General features: G+C 64.6%; 18 protein-coding genes and 2 pseudogenes. 6 read left to right on the top strand and 14 right to left on the bottom strand.

Annotation, left to right across the window (positions count from 1 at the left end; all coding sequences use genetic code 11):
• Together x551_RS11030 and x551_RS11035 are read left to right on the top strand one after the other, a co-directional pair.
• Positions 1 to 259 (top strand): substrate-binding domain-containing protein (locus x551_RS11030; RefSeq protein ID WP_036248523.1); only part of this gene is annotated, 259 nt, incomplete at its 5' end.
• A gap of 10 nt (positions 260 to 269) precedes the next feature.
• Positions 270 to 1,034 carry a fumarylacetoacetate hydrolase family protein gene (locus x551_RS11035; protein ID WP_011829818.1) on the top strand — a complete coding sequence of 255 codons (765 nt, stop codon included), beginning with the start codon at positions 270 to 272 and terminating at the stop codon, positions 1,032 to 1,034.
• Between the two features lies 1 nt (position 1,035).
• Here x551_RS11035 and x551_RS11040 read toward each other — a convergent pair whose 3' ends face one another.
• The 8 genes and pseudogenes from x551_RS11040 to x551_RS11065 form a co-directional block, all read right to left on the bottom strand.
• On the bottom strand, positions 1,036 to 2,046 hold the full coding sequence (locus x551_RS11040; RefSeq protein WP_036229893.1) for a 2-dehydropantoate 2-reductase: 1,011 nt from the start codon (positions 2,044 to 2,046) through the stop codon (positions 1,036 to 1,038).
• Positions 2,043 to 3,556: pseudogene (locus x551_RS11045) on the bottom strand (tripartite tricarboxylate transporter permease). Before x551_RS11045 ends, x551_RS11040 begins: the two are co-directional and overlap by 4 nt.
• A 31-nt stretch (positions 3,557 to 3,587) precedes the next feature.
• Positions 3,588 to 4,088: a tripartite tricarboxylate transporter TctB family protein gene (locus tag x551_RS11050; protein ID WP_036229896.1), complete on the bottom strand. Its 501-nt coding sequence runs from the start codon at positions 4,086 to 4,088 to the stop codon at positions 3,588 to 3,590.
• Between the two features lie 136 nt (positions 4,089 to 4,224).
• Positions 4,225 to 5,235 (bottom strand): tripartite tricarboxylate transporter substrate-binding protein, encoded by a 1,011-nt coding sequence (locus x551_RS11055; RefSeq protein ID WP_036229952.1) that lies wholly within the window; start codon positions 5,233 to 5,235, stop codon positions 4,225 to 4,227.
• 165 nt (positions 5,236 to 5,400) lie between these two features.
• A complete protein-coding gene (locus x551_RS27255; RefSeq protein ID WP_253950352.1) occupies positions 5,401 to 6,000 on the bottom strand; it encodes an AMP-binding protein in 600 nt (199 codons plus the stop codon).
• Positions 5,997 to 6,398, bottom strand: coding sequence for an AMP-binding protein (locus x551_RS27260; RefSeq protein WP_253950353.1), 402 nt, complete (start codon positions 6,396 to 6,398; stop codon positions 5,997 to 5,999). The genes x551_RS27255 and x551_RS27260 overlap by 4 nt, the downstream gene beginning before the upstream one ends.
• Complete coding sequence (locus x551_RS27265; RefSeq protein WP_253950354.1) at positions 6,314 to 6,922, bottom strand: AMP-binding protein; 609 nt, start codon at positions 6,920 to 6,922, stop codon at positions 6,314 to 6,316. Before x551_RS27265 ends, x551_RS27260 begins: the two co-directional genes overlap by 85 nt.
• 375 nt (positions 6,923 to 7,297) lie before the next feature.
• Complete coding sequence (locus x551_RS11065; protein ID WP_161728012.1) at positions 7,298 to 7,522, bottom strand: hypothetical protein; 225 nt, start codon at positions 7,520 to 7,522, stop codon at positions 7,298 to 7,300.
• A 184-nt stretch (positions 7,523 to 7,706) separates the two neighbouring features.
• Between x551_RS11065 and x551_RS11070 the strand changes: the two genes are divergently transcribed.
• Positions 7,707 to 8,150 (top strand): DUF995 domain-containing protein, encoded by a 444-nt coding sequence (locus x551_RS11070; RefSeq protein ID WP_036229902.1) that lies wholly within the window; start codon positions 7,707 to 7,709, stop codon positions 8,148 to 8,150.
• A gap of 295 nt (positions 8,151 to 8,445) precedes the next feature.
• On the top strand, positions 8,446 to 9,132 hold the full coding sequence (locus x551_RS11075) for a transglutaminase-like cysteine peptidase (RefSeq protein WP_081771302.1): 687 nt from the start codon (positions 8,446 to 8,448) through the stop codon (positions 9,130 to 9,132).
• Positions 9,133 to 9,695: 563 nt separating this feature from the next.
• Here the strand turns inward: x551_RS11075 and x551_RS11080 are convergent.
• Positions 9,696 to 10,196: a hypothetical protein gene (locus x551_RS11080; RefSeq protein ID WP_036248526.1), complete on the bottom strand. Its 501-nt coding sequence runs from the start codon at positions 10,194 to 10,196 to the stop codon at positions 9,696 to 9,698.
• Between the two features lie 576 nt (positions 10,197 to 10,772).
• On the opposite strand from x551_RS11080, the gene x551_RS11085 reads away from it, so the two are divergent.
• Complete coding sequence (locus x551_RS11085) at positions 10,773 to 11,108, top strand: hypothetical protein (protein ID WP_036229907.1); 336 nt, start codon at positions 10,773 to 10,775, stop codon at positions 11,106 to 11,108.
• A gap of 288 nt (positions 11,109 to 11,396) precedes the next feature.
• Here the strand turns inward: x551_RS11085 and x551_RS11090 are convergent, their stop codons facing one another.
• The 4 genes and pseudogenes from x551_RS11090 to x551_RS25205 form a co-directional block, all read right to left on the bottom strand.
• Positions 11,397 to 11,816: a hypothetical protein gene (locus x551_RS11090; RefSeq protein ID WP_152543488.1), complete on the bottom strand. Its 420-nt coding sequence runs from the start codon at positions 11,814 to 11,816 to the stop codon at positions 11,397 to 11,399.
• Between the two features lie 1,023 nt (positions 11,817 to 12,839).
• The gene (locus x551_RS11095; RefSeq protein WP_036229914.1) at positions 12,840 to 13,085 is read right to left on the bottom strand and encodes a hypothetical protein; all 246 of its coding nucleotides are present in this window, start codon (positions 13,083 to 13,085) and stop codon (positions 12,840 to 12,842) included.
• Between the two features lie 67 nt (positions 13,086 to 13,152).
• A pseudogene (locus x551_RS27270) lies at positions 13,153 to 13,317 on the bottom strand (YnfA family protein); the annotation flags it as partial.
• 64 nt (positions 13,318 to 13,381) lie between these two features.
• Positions 13,382 to 13,987: a hypothetical protein gene (locus x551_RS25205; protein WP_152543489.1), complete on the bottom strand. Its 606-nt coding sequence runs from the start codon at positions 13,985 to 13,987 to the stop codon at positions 13,382 to 13,384.
• Positions 13,988 to 14,250: 263 nt separating this feature from the next.
• On the opposite strand from x551_RS25205, the gene x551_RS25210 reads away from it, so the two are divergent.
• Positions 14,251 to 14,739: a hypothetical protein gene (locus x551_RS25210; protein ID WP_152543490.1), complete on the top strand. Its 489-nt coding sequence runs from the start codon at positions 14,251 to 14,253 to the stop codon at positions 14,737 to 14,739.
• A gap of 84 nt (positions 14,740 to 14,823) precedes the next feature.
• On the opposite strand, the gene x551_RS11110 is transcribed toward x551_RS25210, so the two are convergent.
• Positions 14,824 to 15,441: hypothetical protein (locus tag x551_RS11110; RefSeq protein ID WP_216701317.1), on the bottom strand; the 618-nt coding region annotated here is incomplete at its 5' end.

A 15,441-nucleotide genomic window follows, 5' to 3' on the forward strand; every position in this document is an offset into this window, starting at 1 on the left:
GACGCGGCCTTCGGGGCTGGAGGCCGCGGCGCGCGCCGCCGGACTGGGCTTCGTGCCGCTGGCCCGCGAGCGCTACTTCCTCGTGACGCTGAAGTCCACGCTGGAGCAGCCAGCGGTGCAGCGCCTGGTGAGCCTGCTGGGCTCCACGACCTGGGCTCGCACGCTGGCCGGCCTGCCCGGCTACCGCGCCACCGAGCCCGGCGCGGTGCTGGCATTGACGAAGGTACTGCCGTGGTGGAGCTACCGCAGCAAGCACTGAGGAGACGACGATGAAATGGCTGAGATTCCGCCTCGGCGAGCGCCAGGGCTACGGCTGCCTCGATGGCGATGAGGTGCTGGTGCACGAGGGCGACCTGTTCAGCGCAGCGCGGCCCACCGGCGAGCGTTTGCCGTTGGCCGGACTGACCTGGCTCACGCCCTGCGTGCCCGGCAAGATGATCGGCCTGTGGAACAACTTCGCCGCGCTGGCCGAGAAGAACGGCTGGGCCCGGCCCACCGAGCCGCTGTACTTCCTGAAGGCGCCCAGCAGTTTCGCCGCGCACGGCGAGGCCATCGCGCCGCCGGCCACTGACGTGGGCCGCATTGCGTACGAGGGCGAGCTGGCGATCGTGATCGGTCGGAGGGCGCGCGCGGTGTCGCCGGCCGACGCCCCCTCATGCATCTTCGGCTACACCTGCGCCAACGACGTGACGGCCATGGAGCTGATCGCGCGCGATCCGAGCTTCCCGCAATGGGCCCGCGCCAAGAGCTTCGACGGCTTCGGCGTGTTCGGCCCGGTGATCGAGACCGACTTCGACCCCGCACAGGCCACGCTGCGCACGCGGGTGAGCGGCCGCGAGCGACAGAACTACCCGCTGTCGGACATGTGCTTCGGGCCGGCCGAGCTGGTGTCGCGCCTGTCGCACGACATGACGCTGGAGCCGGGCGACGTGATCCTGTGCGGCACCTCGCTCGGCGTGATGCCGATGAAGCCCGGCTGCGTGGTGGAGGTCGAGATCGACGGGATCGGCGTGCTCGCCAATCCCTACGGATGACTCAGGCCAGCGGCTGCACCTGCAGCCTGCCGCGCGCGTCGCCCAGGGTCTTGCCCAGCAGGCTGGCGGCCGCGTAGATGGCGTCGATGGTCGGCGTGGGCGTGTCGGTGATGCGCCCCAGCTCGACCACGCTACCGACCAGCGCCTCGAGTTCGAGCGCGCGGCCGTTCTCCACGTCCTGCAGCATCGAGGTCTTGTGCGCGCCCACCGCCTCGGCGCCGGCGATGCGCTTGTCGAGCGAGATCTTGAACTCGACACCGAGCTTCTGACCGACTGCCTGCGCCTCACCCATCATGCGCGCCGCGAGCTCGCGCGACAGCGGAAAGCGGCAGATGTCCTGCAGCGTCGCATGCGTCAGAGCACTGATCGGGTTGAAGCTCAGGTTGCCCCACAGCTTGACCCAGATCTCGCCGCGGATGTCCTTGGACACGGGGCTCTTGAAGCCGGCGCGGATCATGGCCTGCGACAGCGCTTCGATGCGCGGGCTGCGCGAGCCATCGGGTTCGCCGAGCGTGAAGCGGTTGCCCTCGATCACCTTGACCACGCCTGGCGACACCAGCTCGGCGGCCGGGTAGACCACGCTGCCGATCACGCGCTCGGGCTCGATGTGCTGCGCCAGCAGGCCGTCGGGATCGACGCTGCGCAGCGCCTGCCCGTCGTAGGGGCCGCCGAGCTTGTGGAAGTACCACCATGGCACGCCGTTGATCATCGTGACGACCATGGTCTGCGGGCCGAACAGCTCGCGCAGATCGGGCAGCAGGTCACGCACCTGGTGCGCCTTCACGGTCAACAGCACGGCGTCCTGCGGCCCGGCCTCGGCCATGCGCTGCACCGCCTTGGCGGTCGGCGCGTGCTGCTCACTGCCGTCTTCCAGCCGCAGACGGAAGCCGTTCGCGCGGATCGCCTCGAGGTTGCGGTTTCGAGCGATGAAGGTCACGTCCTCGCCAGCAATCGCCAGCTTGGCGCCGAGATACCCGCCGATCGCACCGGCACCGACGATCGCGATCTTCATGCCATGCCTTCCTTGCGTTCCCGGGCCTTGTAGTGATCCTTGGCAAGACCCCACAGCGGCCACAGCAGCATCACGATGGCCAGACCGGCGATGCTGCCGACCAGCGGGTTGGACCAGAAGATGGCCAGGCTGCCCTGCGACAGCAGCATCGCCTGGCGGAAACTCGCTTCAGCCATGTCGCCCAGCACCAGCGCCAGCACCATCGGCGCCAGCGGTACTTGAGCTTCTTGAACAGATAGCCCACCACGCCGAACACCAGCATCAACCACACGTCGAACATCGAGCTGTGCACCGTGTAGGCACCGATCGCGCAGATGACGATGATCACCGGCGCGATCACCGAGAACGGGATGCGCAGGATCGAGGCCCAGAACGGCACGGTGGTCAGCACCACCAGCAGGCCGACGATGTTGCCGAGGTACATGCTGGCGATCAGCCCCCAGACGAAGTCCTTCTGTTCGACGAACAGCATCGGTCCCGGCTGCAGGCCCCAGATCAGCAGACCGCCCAGCAGCACCGCCGCGGTCGGCGAGCCCGGGATGCCGAGCGTGAGCATCGGCAGTAGCGCCGAGGTGCCGGCGGCGTGGGCCGCAGTCTCCGGCGCCACCACGCCCTCGATCTGGCCCTTGCCGAAGCTCGCCGGGTCCTTGGAGCTGCGCCGCGCGATGCCGTAGCTCATGAACGAGGCCGGCGTCGCGCCACCCGGCGTGATGCCCATCCAGCAGCCCACCACGGTGGAGCGCAGGAAGGTCAGCCAGTAGCGCGGCAGCCCGGCCCAGGTCTGCAGAACCACGCGCGGGTTGATCTTGGCGTTCTTGCCCTTGAAGGACAGCCCCTCCTCCATCGTCAGCAGGATTTCGCCGATGCCGAACAGGCCGATCACCGCGATCAGGAAGTCGAAACCCTTGAGCAGTTCGCTCACGCCGAAGGTCATGCGCAGCGTGCCGGTCACGCTGTCCAGGCCCACCGCGGCGAGCGCGAAGCCGAGCATCATCGCGGCGATCACCTTGGCCGGCGGCTCCTTGCTCATGCCCACGAAGCTGCAGAAGGTGAGCAGCTGCACTGCGAAGAACTCGGCCGGCCCGAACTTCAGCGCGAACTTGGCGAGCAGCGGTGCCAGGAAGGTGATCAGGATCACCGCGAACAGCGCCCCGACGAAGCTGGAGGTGAAGGCCGCCGTCAGCGCCTGCGCGGCGCGGCCCTGCTGCGCCATCGGGTAGCCGTCGAAGGTCGTCGCTACCGACCACGGCTCGCCGGGAATGTTGAACAGGATCGAGGTGATCGCCCCCCCGAACAGCGCACCCCAGTAGATGCAGCTCAGCATGATGATCGCCGAGGTGGGGTTCATGCTGAAGGTGAGAGGCAGCAGGATCGCGATGCCGTTGGCGCCGCCCAGCCCGGGCAGCACGCCGATCAGCACGCCCAGCGTGATGCCGATCAGCATGTACATCAGGTTCGGCAGCGTCAGCGCCACGCTGAAGCCATGCATCAGGTTGCCGATTTCTTCCATGATCTTCCAGCAAAGGGGTTAGTAGCGCGGCTCAGAGGCCGAGCCAGTGCTCGATCGGGCCCTTGGGCAGCGGCACCAGGAACCAGCGCTCGAAGACCAGGAAGAAGAACAGCGGCACACCGACCGCCACGGCGGCCGTCAGGGCCCAGCCGAACTTGCCGTGGCGGCGCATGAAATAGCCGATCAGCAGCAGCGACGCGGCATAGATGCCCAGCACGGCGATGCCGCCGACATACACGCCCATCGGCAGCAGCACCGCGAGCACCATGCCGATCTGCGCGCGCTCGGCAAACACCTCGTCGCTGCGACGCCAGCCCAGCAGCGCCTTGATCAGCACGGTGGCGCTGGAGGCCAGCAAAAGCAGACCGATGTAGAACGGAAAGTAGCCCGACCGCGGGCCATCGTCGGCCCAGCCGATCCCTGCCCTCATGCTGTCGACGATCACCAGCACCGCCAGCGCCATCAGCACCGCAGCCACGATCAGCTCGGGCCAACGCGACCCGATCGCATCGCTCGAAGTTTCAGAGTCCATGAGCTCGTTCCAGAAAAATCCGCCGGCGGCCACAAGCGCCGCGATCAACCGAGCAGCCGCCACGGGCCGGCGCCGCCGGCCCCTCAGCGGCGCCCCCTGGAAGGGGAGCGGCGCAGCCGCAACGGGGGTGGTCGTCCTACTGTGCGATGAAGCCCGCTTCCTTCATGAGGACGCGGTGCATCTGCTCGGTCTTGCCGAGCCAGTCGAAGAACTCGGAGCCGGTGAGTGCCGTCTGGTTGAAGGCGCCCTTGGCCATGAACTCCTGCCACTCGGGCAGCGCGCGCAGCTTCTTGAACAGGTCGAGGTAGTAGGCCACCTGCTCCTGCGACACGCCAGGCGGCATGAAGATGCCGCGCAGCATCACGTACTCGACCGGCAGGCCCGCCGCCGGGCAGGTCGGCACATCGGCCCACGACTGGGTGGCCGTGAGCTTGGTCTTGTACGGCATGGGCTGCTTGTCGAACACGCACAGCGCCCGCAGCTTGCCGGCGCGCCAGTGCGACTCGGCCTCGATCGGATTGTTGACGGTGGAGTCGACGTGCTTGCCGACCAGCTGCACCGCCACGTCGCCGCCGCCCTTGAAGGGGATGTAGGTGATCTTCTTCCCGGCGGCCTTTTCCAGCAGCACGGTGATGATCTGGTCTTCCTGCTTGGAGCCGGTGCCGGCCATCTTCACGCTGCCGGGCGGCGCGGCCTTCACCGCGTCGAAGTAGGCCTTGGCCGTCTTGTATGGCGACTCCTCGTTGACCCACAGCACGAACTGGTCGAGCGCCAGCATCTGCACAGGCGTCAGGTCGCGCCAGTTGAATGGCACACCGGTGGCCAGCGGCGTGGTGAACAGGTTCGACAGCGTGATGATGATCTTGTGTGGATCGCCCTTCGCTTCCTTCACGGCGAGAAAGCCCTCCGCGCCAGCGCCGCCCGAGCGATTGACCACGACGATCGGCTGCTTGGTCAGGTTGTTCTTCGCCGCCACGCCCTGGATGAAGCGCGCCATCTGGTCGGCACCGCCACCGGTGCCCGCCGGCACGACGAACTCGATCGGCTTGGCGGGTTCCCACGCAGCAGCCAGCGGCGCATGGCCTAGGCCGGCCAGCGCGGCCGTCGCGAGCGCGGTGCGCAGGAAGAGCTTCTTGACTGTCTGCATCTTGTCTCCTTCGTGGTCGGCGGACGCCGGATTGATCATTCGAACCTTCTCATAGGGAGCCGCCCTGAGCTGCCCCGCGGCACGATAAGGGCCTCCTCCCCCAAGAGGAATTCAGCTTTTGTTCTGGTTCTGTTCAGCAATCTTTTAATCGGCGCCGCCCGCCGATCAGCCCAGACCGAGCTTCTGCGCCAGCCCGATGCGCTGCAGCTTGCCGGTCGCACCCTTCGGGATCTCGTCCATGAACAGGATCTTCTTGGGCACCTTGTAGTCGGCGGCGCGCTTGGCGACGAAGTCCTGGATCTCGCGCTCGGTGGCGCTAGCGCCCTCCTTCAGCACCACGACCGCGGCCACCTCCTCGCCCAGCTTCGGGTGCGGCATGCCGAAGCACACGCACTGGCCGACCGCCGGGTGGTCCATCAGGATCTCGTCCACTTCGCGCGGACTGACCTTCTCGCCGCCGCGGTTGATGATCTCCTTCAGGCGGCCGGTCAGACTGATGTAGCCGTCGGCATCCTTGCTGCCCTGGTCGCCAGTGCGGAACCAGCCGTTCAGGAAGCCCTCGGCATTGGCCTTGGGGTTGTTTTCGTAGCCGGCGGTGACATTGGGGCCGCGGATCACGATCTCGCCGATCTGGCCAGCGGCGAGCAGACTGCCGTCCTCGCCCATGATCTCGACCTCCGGCCCCGCCGGCAAGCCCACTGCCCCGGGCTTGCGCGCCAGCGGCGGCAGCGGGTTCGAGGCCATCTGGTGCGTGGCCTCGGTCATGCCGTAGGCTCGATCAATGGCGCCTTGAAGATCTCCTCGAGCTCCTTGATCACCTGCGGCGGCATCGACGACGACGACGAGCGCAGGAAGCGCAACGGGTTGCGCGCGATCACGTCGGCATTGCCCTTGGCGCGCTGCACGATCGCCTGGTGCATGGTCGGCACCGCCGTGTACCAGGTGGGCTTGGCCTCGTCCATCCAGGCGAAGAACTTCAGCGCGTTGAAGCCGGGTGTGCAGAACACCTGCGAGCCTGCCGACAGCGGCGCCAGCACGCCCGCGATCAGGCCGTGGATATGGAACAGCGGCATGATGTTCAGGCCGATGTCGCTGGCCGTGAACTGCAGCGTCTTCCGGATGTTGGCTGCCGAGGCGCAGAGGTTGCCGACCGACAGCGGCACGATCTTCGGCCGCGAGGTGGTGCCGAGGTGTGCAGCACCATGCCCACGTCGCCCGCCTCGCCGTAACCGCCCTGCGCGGCTGCGGGGGCGCCGCCACCGTCCCGTGCGGCCAGCCGGAAGCTGCCGGCCGGCGCGCCGGGCTCGACGATGAGGTCGACGACCCGCACCCCGAGCTTCTGCGCCACCGCGATCGCCGGCGAGCTGCTGCCCTGCTCGACGATCAGCAGCTTTGCGTTCAGGTCCGACAGGTAGAACTCGAACTCGTCGGCGCGATAGGCCGGGTTCAGCGGCGCGCTGGTGGTGCCCGAGGCACAGGCCATGTAGCAGGTGGCCATCTCGGGGCCGTTGTTCAGCACGATGGCGACGCGGTCGTTGCGCCCGGCGCCCAGCGCATTCAGGCTCGCCAGCGTGGCGTCGACCAGCGCGCGCAATTCACGGTAGGACAGCGCAGTGCGGCCCGGAGCGGAGATCGCGGGGGCAGCATCGGCGCCGTGGGCAAGGAGGTCTTTCAGCGAGGTTTGCATCGGTCTCTGATGTTGAGGCGGCCTGCGGCCGCGGATCGTCGGGAGCTGGAGACAAATGTACGGAGGCCATCGCGCCGGCACATCCGGGCGCTCCCCATGCAGGGGCGTCGGGGCGCAGACCGCGGGTGGGTCACGTCGCCTGCGTCGCAGATCACGACGCGCGGAGGTTCAGCAGGGCTTGAGCCGAGGGGTGCTCGGACTATCTGCAACGAAGAACATGAACTGCCGTGTGAGGCCGTTCCGCGAAGATTTATACCCCATGCCGGCGAAACGACCAATCCTGCGCAGGCGCATGGCCGCAACGCAATCGGCACGTGTGAACACAAATATATCGCCGACGGTCGATAGGCGTGGGCACCACGCCATGCCCCGGGCCTACTTGGTAGAGCCGCTGAACTTGAGCTGCGCCATCTCGTCACAGTAGCGCTGGCTCATGTCGAGCCAGTGCTCCCGCGCGTCGCTCATGCGGTCGATCAACTCGGACATGACGGTCCAGTTCATGTCGGCACCGAGCGAGGCGGTCGTCTGGAGCAGGCGCTTGTACTCGGCGGCCACCGCCTCCCAGGCCTCGAAGGCCTGCAGGATGTCCTGCAAGTTCACGGGGGTCTCTGCGGCCATGGCGTCGCGTATGGAGATTGGGCGTGCCGAAGTATTGCCCAACTGCCCCGCAACGCGCCCGCGGTCGCGCGCCACACGGAGGCTTGCGTTTGTCGGCCTACCCCGCTAGCGTGCCTGCCATCGCAGCCCCAACCTACAGCCGGCAGGTCCGGCCGCCGGGAAACCCATGAAAAACCTTGCCCGCTACATCCTCTGCCTGTCGCCACTCGTCTGCTCGACGGCTTTTGCACAAGCTGCGGAGGTCAAGGTGCTGCGGGATCTGGACGCCACCGGCCGGACCACATTGACCCGCGAGGAGCTCGTACAGCTGCTGCCTGGCGCCAACATGAGCCGCATCTCGGCAAAGGGCAACACACACATCTGGAAGAACGAGAGTGGTGGCAGCTTCATCATCTCGTCGGACAACCGCGACCGCGGCGCGGTCGCCTCGACGGCAGCCGGCAAGTGGAGCATCTCCGACGACGGCCGCTACTGTGTGCTGATCGAGTGGAAGCTGATCGAGACCGAGGAGTGGTGCCGCTACATCGTGCGCTCAGGCGAGGATTACTACGCAACGAAGTCCGACAAGACCGGCACGGAGCGGGTCCACAAGCTCTCGATCAAGCGTTAGCGACCCAGTCTGACAGCCCCCCTGAGGTCGCACCGCTGCGTCGACATCGAGACGCTCCGCTCACAGCTTCGACAGCGCAGGACGGACCTCATGACCGCTGGCCGAGGTGGCAGATGTCGAGACCTGGGCAGGGTCAGCGTCCGGCTCCCGGAGACCGACGGAAGGCGCGGGTTTGAACCTAGCAAGATCTGACAGGTGACGCGACGATGCGGGAAGCAGACACTGACGGCTCCCGATGCACGCGTCTCGGCGGTTTCGCCCATGACTCGACGCGTCGGCGACAGGGAGGGCCGCCATGGATGCCTGTCTTGTTCCGTCTGCTGCAAAGTCCGGCGCCTGCCGCTGTGGTCGACGCGCCTTCGTCAGACATTGCATGGCGACATGTCTGTGCGCATCCACCTTCCGGATCACCGCCGAGCCCCTGGAAGGAGAGTCCCCGGAGGCCGACCTGACACGGGCAAGGCGCGAATTCGGGGCCTTGGTGGTTGCGGCACGTGCGCTGGATTTCGACCGACGCATCGCATTCATCAACGTCGAGGTCAATCAGCGAATCGAGTATGTGGCCGACCCGGCGTCGGTGCCCGGCGCGGACGTGTGGTCGACCCCCTGCGAAACCCTGGCCCGCGGCGCGGGCGACTGCGAAGACTTCGCGATCACGAAATTCTTCCTGCTTCTGGCAAGCGGCCACCCCCAGCACGGCGTTCGGCTGCTGTACGCGCGCTACAGCCGGATCGACCTCCAGGCTGCGCCGGTGCCTCACATGGTGGCGCTTGCGCAGTGGCCGTTCGTCGATCCGCTCGTCATGGACTCCGTCAACCCGCTGCTCATCGCGCTGTCACGCCGCGACGACCTCCACCCCATCTTCAGTTTCGACCAATCGGCCGTCTGGCAGCAGGTCGATGCGGTGTCGATGTCGCCACGGCGAAGCGGGATCCGGCCGTGGCGCACGACGCTGGCTCGCGCGGGGCAGCAGTTGCACTGACTGCAACGCGGAAAGCGGCTGATCGAAAAGAAGAAGCCCGTACCAGTGGTCTTTCACTGGCACGGGCTGTCCGGTTTGGTGGGCCGGGGTCTATCGAACTGTGGCGCCAAAGCCGCACAGATTCTCGATGTACGGAATTCCCAACCGCGATGTTGTCCGGAAAGTTATCCGGTTGCGGCGCCGCGTCTACGCACGAAACCGAAGTAAAAAGCTTCGCCTGCACCCAGCGGTGCATGGCGCTCAACGCCGCAAAATGCTCGTAATTCTGCGATGGTCACACGGGCCGCGCGGAGATCTGAGTCTGACAGCAAGGAGCCACATGTACTGCACGGCCACTACACCCGCCCCGCCGCCGCCAGACCGTGAACAACCGCCGATTGAGCGCCGGGAAATGCCCCGAACCGGGCGCGGCAGTTCGTATGAGCGTAAGGGCCGATAGGTTGAAACCATGCACTTGAACCTAACCGGGCCGTCACCCAGTCCACCTGCTCCAGTTCCTGATCGTGAGCAGCCTCCGCCGGGGCGAATCGAGATACCCCCGCGTCCCTACTGAGGAAGGCTCATCACAGGGCCCAACGCGCCGCCGCCCATAGTCCACCCATGAACACCAATGGCGTAAGCACCGCTAGCAGGCGAACCCAATTGAGCCGCGTCGCCCGTGTCTCATTGCGCTTAAAGATGTCCGCCAATCGCTCTTGCAGAAGCACGAGCATCTCGCGACGAGCATCTAGCGGCTCCTCACCAGGCCTCTCCAACCAACTCTTTGGCTCGCTGTAAAGGGCCGGCACCGGGGACACCATAAGGCAGCTGACAACCAGCCAGAACGCCAATGCGGACAGCCACGCACACACTCCGGCAGCGGCCCATGCAAGCGAACTCGAGCCGGGCTCGAACAATTTCACCGCGAATGCCAGGGATCCGCCGATCCCGGCCAGCAGCACTGTGAGGGTGACTTCTGCCTGCTTAGCGATCCACTCGGCTGTGGCCAATCGCCCTTTCATAGCCTCGTAGCCTTGCTCTTCGGCGAGCGTCACAAGATCCGGGTGATGCTGGGGGTCCAGCATTCGAGTCCTTGTTGCTTTGTCTAGGCGCTCGACCATCGAACAAGTCTACTGGCCGCCCGCGCTGGGCAGCGGCCGGTTCGCATTGTCACGTCGGCTGCGATGCAACCCAGAGGCTGGATCTGAGGGTCCGATATTTGATTACCAGCGGGTGCGTCGATCGCAACGACGGCGTGCACCAGGGCAGATCGCTGTACGCCGGCCGCCTCCCGAGCCTTGCGGAGCAGCGCGCGGCGGTGTTCGTTGCCGGCTTTTTGGGCGGCTTCTGCGGATAACTTAGAGGGGGTCTCGGGGTCATCTTCTCGGGCCCTCCAGCCCTGCGAGTTACCCACTTACGGGTCAAATTCTCCTTTGATTGCGAGGACCTACTGGAGACGTTCTCGCTGGTCCCTTGGTTGTTGCCGTGCAACCTACTCTGGTTGTCAAGGGCAAGGAGAGCCTTCGTTTTGGCTTGTCGCGCAAGCCGACAACAGGGTCGACCTCGCGGCCTACAACACTGAAAATGCGGCCCGAAGTGGCGCTGCCCCGGCACCTCTACAGGGGGTCCAATCCGCGGTGCGCCGACACAGAATCGCGGCCATGAAACGCCTGCTCGCCGCCGCTGCACTGCTGACCGGCTTCGCCACGTCGGCCTATGAGGTAGACGAGAGCAAGTGGTTTGGCTACTTCGCCGGCAAGCACGCCCAGCATCCGGCCCTGCTGCTGCTGTCGACGGCGAAGTGCACCGCCAAGGGCGGGCGTCCACAAGACAAGTGGTTCGTCGCGCTCGAGGTGGTGAGACTGCCGCTCATCGACAGGACGGTGGAAGAGGTCGAAGTGCCTGCTTGCTGGCGCAGAGACCCGGACGGCTCGAAGAACCGGCAGTATTGCCGCGTCGACCGTGCATCGAATGAGCTCGGGGACGTCTGCTTGTAGATCGGCGACGAGCATTTCCTCAATGCCCGGACACTCCCGCGCCAGGCACCCTCCCGCTGACCGATGCGGCCCACGCTCGCACACCGGCTGCGCGACCACGCCGACGATCTCACCTTCTAGTCCGACACCGACGTGCCGTCTTTGCGCCGGTAGACCGACACGTGGACCTTGAGCAGCACGATCGGGCTCTTCATGCAGGCGTTCCCAACAGTGTGTCGATGACCGACGTGATGCTGGCCTGCGCGCGCGCGCCGACCGCATCGACGTCGGCCGCGCCCTCGGCCGCCATCACCAGGTAGCGTCCATCAGCTGCGCGGCCAGCCAGCGGAACAGCGCGGCGGCAGGGCTCTCCGCCGCGCGCACGGCCTCGCCGCGCAGCAGCACGGTGATCGCCATGCCGACGCCGCGCGGCGTGTTCCAGCCTGGCATGGCCGCATAGGGCGACTCGCCCCCCATGAAGATCGACCCGACCCGCTCGCACTCGCCGTGAATCTGGCGCGTCATCTCGTCGGCATCGACGTCGCCGTTGCGGCGCCACTTGTAGATCTCAACGATGCGGTGACAGAAGCCCTGCACGAGGCGCTCGACCACCTCCGGGCTGCCGAGGCTGTCGCCGGCAGTGCGGGCAGCATCGATCAGCGCGCGATCGGGCGCGCCGCGTTTAGCAGCGCGCGCCTTGCTTCCTTCGACGGTACGCGGGTCGGTCATGGTCACCCCAGGACGCGCGCCGACACGACGCGCACCGATTTCGTCATGGTACTGGCTGCCTGGGCCATCAGGTCGGCCAAGTTGGACGGTGCTGCTACATAGTGGCGAAGGACCAAAGCAGGAATTCCTGCCTCGCCCAACGCGATTACCAGGGCGTTGACCAGAGCGGAGTTTTCCGCGTTTTGAGCGCCTCACCAATTCACGGACGAGTAACGCGACGTCGCTATGGTCTCTTGTAGAGATGAACTGCAAACTCTCCAAATTTGGAGAAATAAACAGTGCACTGATCGGGCAGTAGCCGGGTCAAGTTCACCTTCGCACGGTGGAGGGACTTTTCCTCGACTGCAATTCAGAAGCTGTCCTCACGGCACGGCGACTTCGGACAGTTCACAGTGGATTTCGCCACCCATACTGTACTTGGGCAGAACTATCTAGCAGCTAATCGATGCTCAAAATGCGGCCGCGGTCGATCGTCGAGGATCGCAAAGCTGGCTTCGAGATCTTCCGGATCCAGGTTGGGCCAACCGACCATGATCGATCATTAACATTGAATCGGGCGGCAGGCCATATTTGCGACACATGCACGTCGACACCCTCTAGACATGACCCCATCTGTGGCCCAGTTTCGTTTGGCGCACGGCTTGGCTTGATTTAGGCCAAGGGATGCCGGTCCACTCGGGCGCGGCCGTGAAAAGCCGCGGAGACGGCTGGATACAGCTCAGCAACAGCCCCGGCCGATGCAGCGGTTTCAAGCCGCTCTAGCCGCAAGGTCGGCCCGGATGCTCTCCACAGCCCGCCTGAGCGGGTCAGCAACCTGCAGTTGAATGCTGCTCTCTGCGTTCACCTGCATTTCGGCTATGAGCCCGTCGACGTGCGCGAGGGCCATTCGTTTGTTGGGGTGGCCGTCAAAAATTGCTTCGAGGACGAAGCGGTATGCGTCAATCTGCGCCTCTGGTCTCATGGTTACCCCCTTGCGAGCCTAGGCCAGCAAAGATTCACCTCGCCGCGCACTGGCACCGCGCGTCAGTGCATGGCCATACGATCGCTCAGCCGGTGCTGAAGGTCTGTACGCCGCTCGGCCGCTGCGGTGCTCACCGGGTGGTGGTGTGCATGTTCATCGTACAACGCACGGCCTCGCTCCAGCAGAACCGCCCGCAAACACGGTTCATCCGTAAGCGCCTGGTAGTAGGCGGCAAAACACTTGGCCCAGGCGTTGCGCGTCAGGAAGTTCATTGTTGAAGCTTCGGCGCCGAAGTGCGTGGTCAACATCCCCCATCCTGGTGAGACGGGACCAGTGACAGCTCGGCCGGTATCCCGATCGATATCCACTTGGCGGCTAGCGTGCTGGCTGGAACATGATGATGCCCATGCCGGCTAGCGCGACGATGACACCTGCCACGTCCCAGGCAGTCGGCCGAACCTGATCGACGGCCCACAGCCACGCGAGGGCAACGCCGATGTACACACCGCAGCCAGAGGCCTAGTCCTCGACCCGCCCCGCCTCGAACACCTCGATCGGCGTGAGCTGCACCGGATCTCGGCAGGCAGCGATCGATTCGCTTACTTCAAGCCAACATGGTGCGGTACAGCTCTGCCGCAAAAATGAACAGTAGCGCGCCCGCACCCGCGACGGCGAAAAGTACTGCTGGGATCAGTTGCCATATCCAAAGGCAATCGATTCTCGAACTGATCTGCCTTGAAGCGCGCTGCCAAGCAGCGAGAGTCGCTCCCTCGTCCGATTTCGCCAGCGCCTTGTTGACGTTTTGATATTGCAAGGTTGCATAGATCATCGTGAAGACCTCCCAAGCGACGAAGATCACGAGGGAAAGTGCCATGGCAAGCCCTGCGAACGCGCGAACGCTCGGATATGCCCCCTTCTCGGCCAAGCTCCATAGCGCGTAAAACCCGGCGTATCCAATCCCAACAACGACGTTCGCATAACTGTGGGCATGGCTGTTTTGCTTTTCCGCCAGCTGCACGATCGCAGCAACTTGGGCTTCGTGTTGCTTTCGCGCCGCCTCAATTCGATGCGTCGCATCGATCTTCTTCATCCCGCCGCTCATGGCTTCGATGTTCCGTGCGAGTGTCTTGATGTCAGAGTTGACTTTGCCGGTCCAGTCGTTAAGGTCAATGGCCCGGCGGCCCGTTTGAAGAGGTATTTCGTCTCTCATGCGACGGCATTATGGCGAGGCCGGCGACCTTGAGAAACTCGACCTGGTCAGCACTCACCGGCTCCCGTCCTCCAGATGGCGCTCCGCCAGCTGCAGCGCTTCGATCAGCGTCGCCAGCGCAGCCGCAGCCAGCTCAGCCGCATCGAGCGCCCCCCTTGCGACTCGGCACCGTCGCCACCTCACCCATCAGCACGACCACAGAGTTGCTGGAACACGCAGTATCCGGTCTAGGATTCACGGTCGCTGCACCGAGGAGTAAAAGCATGCCTGCCGATGAGATCCAGAAGAAGACAGGTAGACATCGGGTTAAAGAGGATCCGGAGCAGGCCATCAAACGAATCGTGGATGCGCACGCTCGCGCTGACAAGCTCGCCCGTAACGTGGTCGATGCGGTTTGCAAGCTGGCGGAACACTTGGAGGAACCGCCAGGAACGAAGGGGCCCGCAAAGGATCCGCCAGTTGACCTCGACGCTCTGCTGGCGGAGCTAGAAGCCCAGCCGCTCGATGAACTTCGACAATCGAGGCGTCATGGAATCGCCGTGCGGCGGTACTGTCGAGAGTTGATCCACGATTACCGGGAAACAGAAGCAGCTGTGGGTCGGCAGTGGAACTTCGATCCCACAGCTTTCGAGCTCATGAAGGGAATGTGGATCAGCGAGGCGACGATAGCCAAACACAAGGTCTATCGGGCGCTGGATCAGCTGCAGGCCGGTCGAGATGAGCAACTGGCAATGGTGAAGCTGGCTGGTTAGTCGGTCGACACGCTACAACGGCCCCAGCGAGTTAGAGAACCGGACTTACGACAAGATCACTTGTTCCTTACGGCCATCCGAGTACTAAGGCTTCGCGGGCTCTGTGGAATAGCTGCCCCCAACAAGCTCTTGTTGCAGCGGGCTTTGGGTCTTCTGATATGCGCGTTCCAGGAACGTTCTGACGACAGCAACTGCGCGCTCTGCGCCATTCTGCGTCACCATCTTCTCAAGTGCCGATTGTGGTGGTGGTAGGGACGGGTTCTCAAAATCGTCGTCGGTGAAGTGATTCACCTCGTCGATATCTTCGGGCTTTGCATGCGCTACCTGATTCCGAAATCTGAAGAGTGTCCGCAAGTCCGCCCAAATCGGATCATCCTTTTCATACGGCAACCCAAGTTCTTTCCAAACCGCACGGATCTTGGCGATCGGTGATGAACTCCCATAGTCTTCAGGGTCGTCAACCAACCGCTGCACGAGTAGGTTGGTCAGCGCCTCGAAGGCCAGCGCTGAGAAAGTCATCGCGATCTCGTATTGATCGAACTTGCTCCCAGCAGGGGCCGTCTTTGCGGCGTCAAGCGCGGTGCCGGCCACCTCAAGAAGCTTGTGGTGCGCCGAATACCGACGCTTCTGTCTCATGGGGTACGTGATCGGGGAGACCATGTGCAAAGCCTTTCTCGCTGCCGCACAGCAATTTGGAGTCAT

The sequence above is a fragment of the Methylibium sp. T29 genome, from assembly GCF_000576205.1.
In the GTDB taxonomy this organism is placed as follows: domain Bacteria; phylum Pseudomonadota; class Gammaproteobacteria; order Burkholderiales; family Burkholderiaceae_C; genus Methylibium; species Methylibium petroleiphilum.

Coding starts and splice junctions, on each gene's coding strand:
- x551_RS27265 (WP_253950354.1), bottom strand. CDS start 6,922: ATGCAAACCTCGCTGAAAGACCTCCTTGCCCACGGCGCCGATGCTGCC.
- x551_RS11080 (WP_036248526.1), bottom strand. CDS start 10,196: ATGCTGGACCCCCAGCATCACCCGGATCTTGTGACGCTCGCCGAAGAG.
- x551_RS11075 (WP_081771302.1), top strand. CDS start 8,446: ATGGATGCCTGTCTTGTTCCGTCTGCTGCAAAGTCCGGCGCCTGCCGC.
- x551_RS11095 (WP_036229914.1), bottom strand. CDS start 13,085: ATGTTGACCACGCACTTCGGCGCCGAAGCTTCAACAATGAACTTCCTG.
- x551_RS11070 (WP_036229902.1), top strand. CDS start 7,707: ATGAAAAACCTTGCCCGCTACATCCTCTGCCTGTCGCCACTCGTCTGC.
- x551_RS11035 (WP_011829818.1), top strand. CDS start 270: ATGAAATGGCTGAGATTCCGCCTCGGCGAGCGCCAGGGCTACGGCTGC.
- x551_RS11050 (WP_036229896.1), bottom strand. CDS start 4,088: ATGGACTCTGAAACTTCGAGCGATGCGATCGGGTCGCGTTGGCCCGAG.
- x551_RS11055 (WP_036229952.1), bottom strand. CDS start 5,235: ATGCAGACAGTCAAGAAGCTCTTCCTGCGCACCGCGCTCGCGACGGCC.
- x551_RS25205 (WP_152543489.1), bottom strand. CDS start 13,987: ATGAGAGACGAAATACCTCTTCAAACGGGCCGCCGGGCCATTGACCTT.
- x551_RS25210 (WP_152543490.1), top strand. CDS start 14,251: ATGCCTGCCGATGAGATCCAGAAGAAGACAGGTAGACATCGGGTTAAA.
- x551_RS11040 (WP_036229893.1), bottom strand. CDS start 2,046: ATGAAGATCGCGATCGTCGGTGCCGGTGCGATCGGCGGGTATCTCGGC.
- x551_RS11085 (WP_036229907.1), top strand. CDS start 10,773: ATGAAACGCCTGCTCGCCGCCGCTGCACTGCTGACCGGCTTCGCCACG.
- x551_RS27255 (WP_253950352.1), bottom strand. CDS start 6,000: ATGACCGAGGCCACGCACCAGATGGCCTCGAACCCGCTGCCGCCGCTG.
- x551_RS11090 (WP_152543488.1), bottom strand. CDS start 11,816: ATGACCGACCCGCGTACCGTCGAAGGAAGCAAGGCGCGCGCTGCTAAA.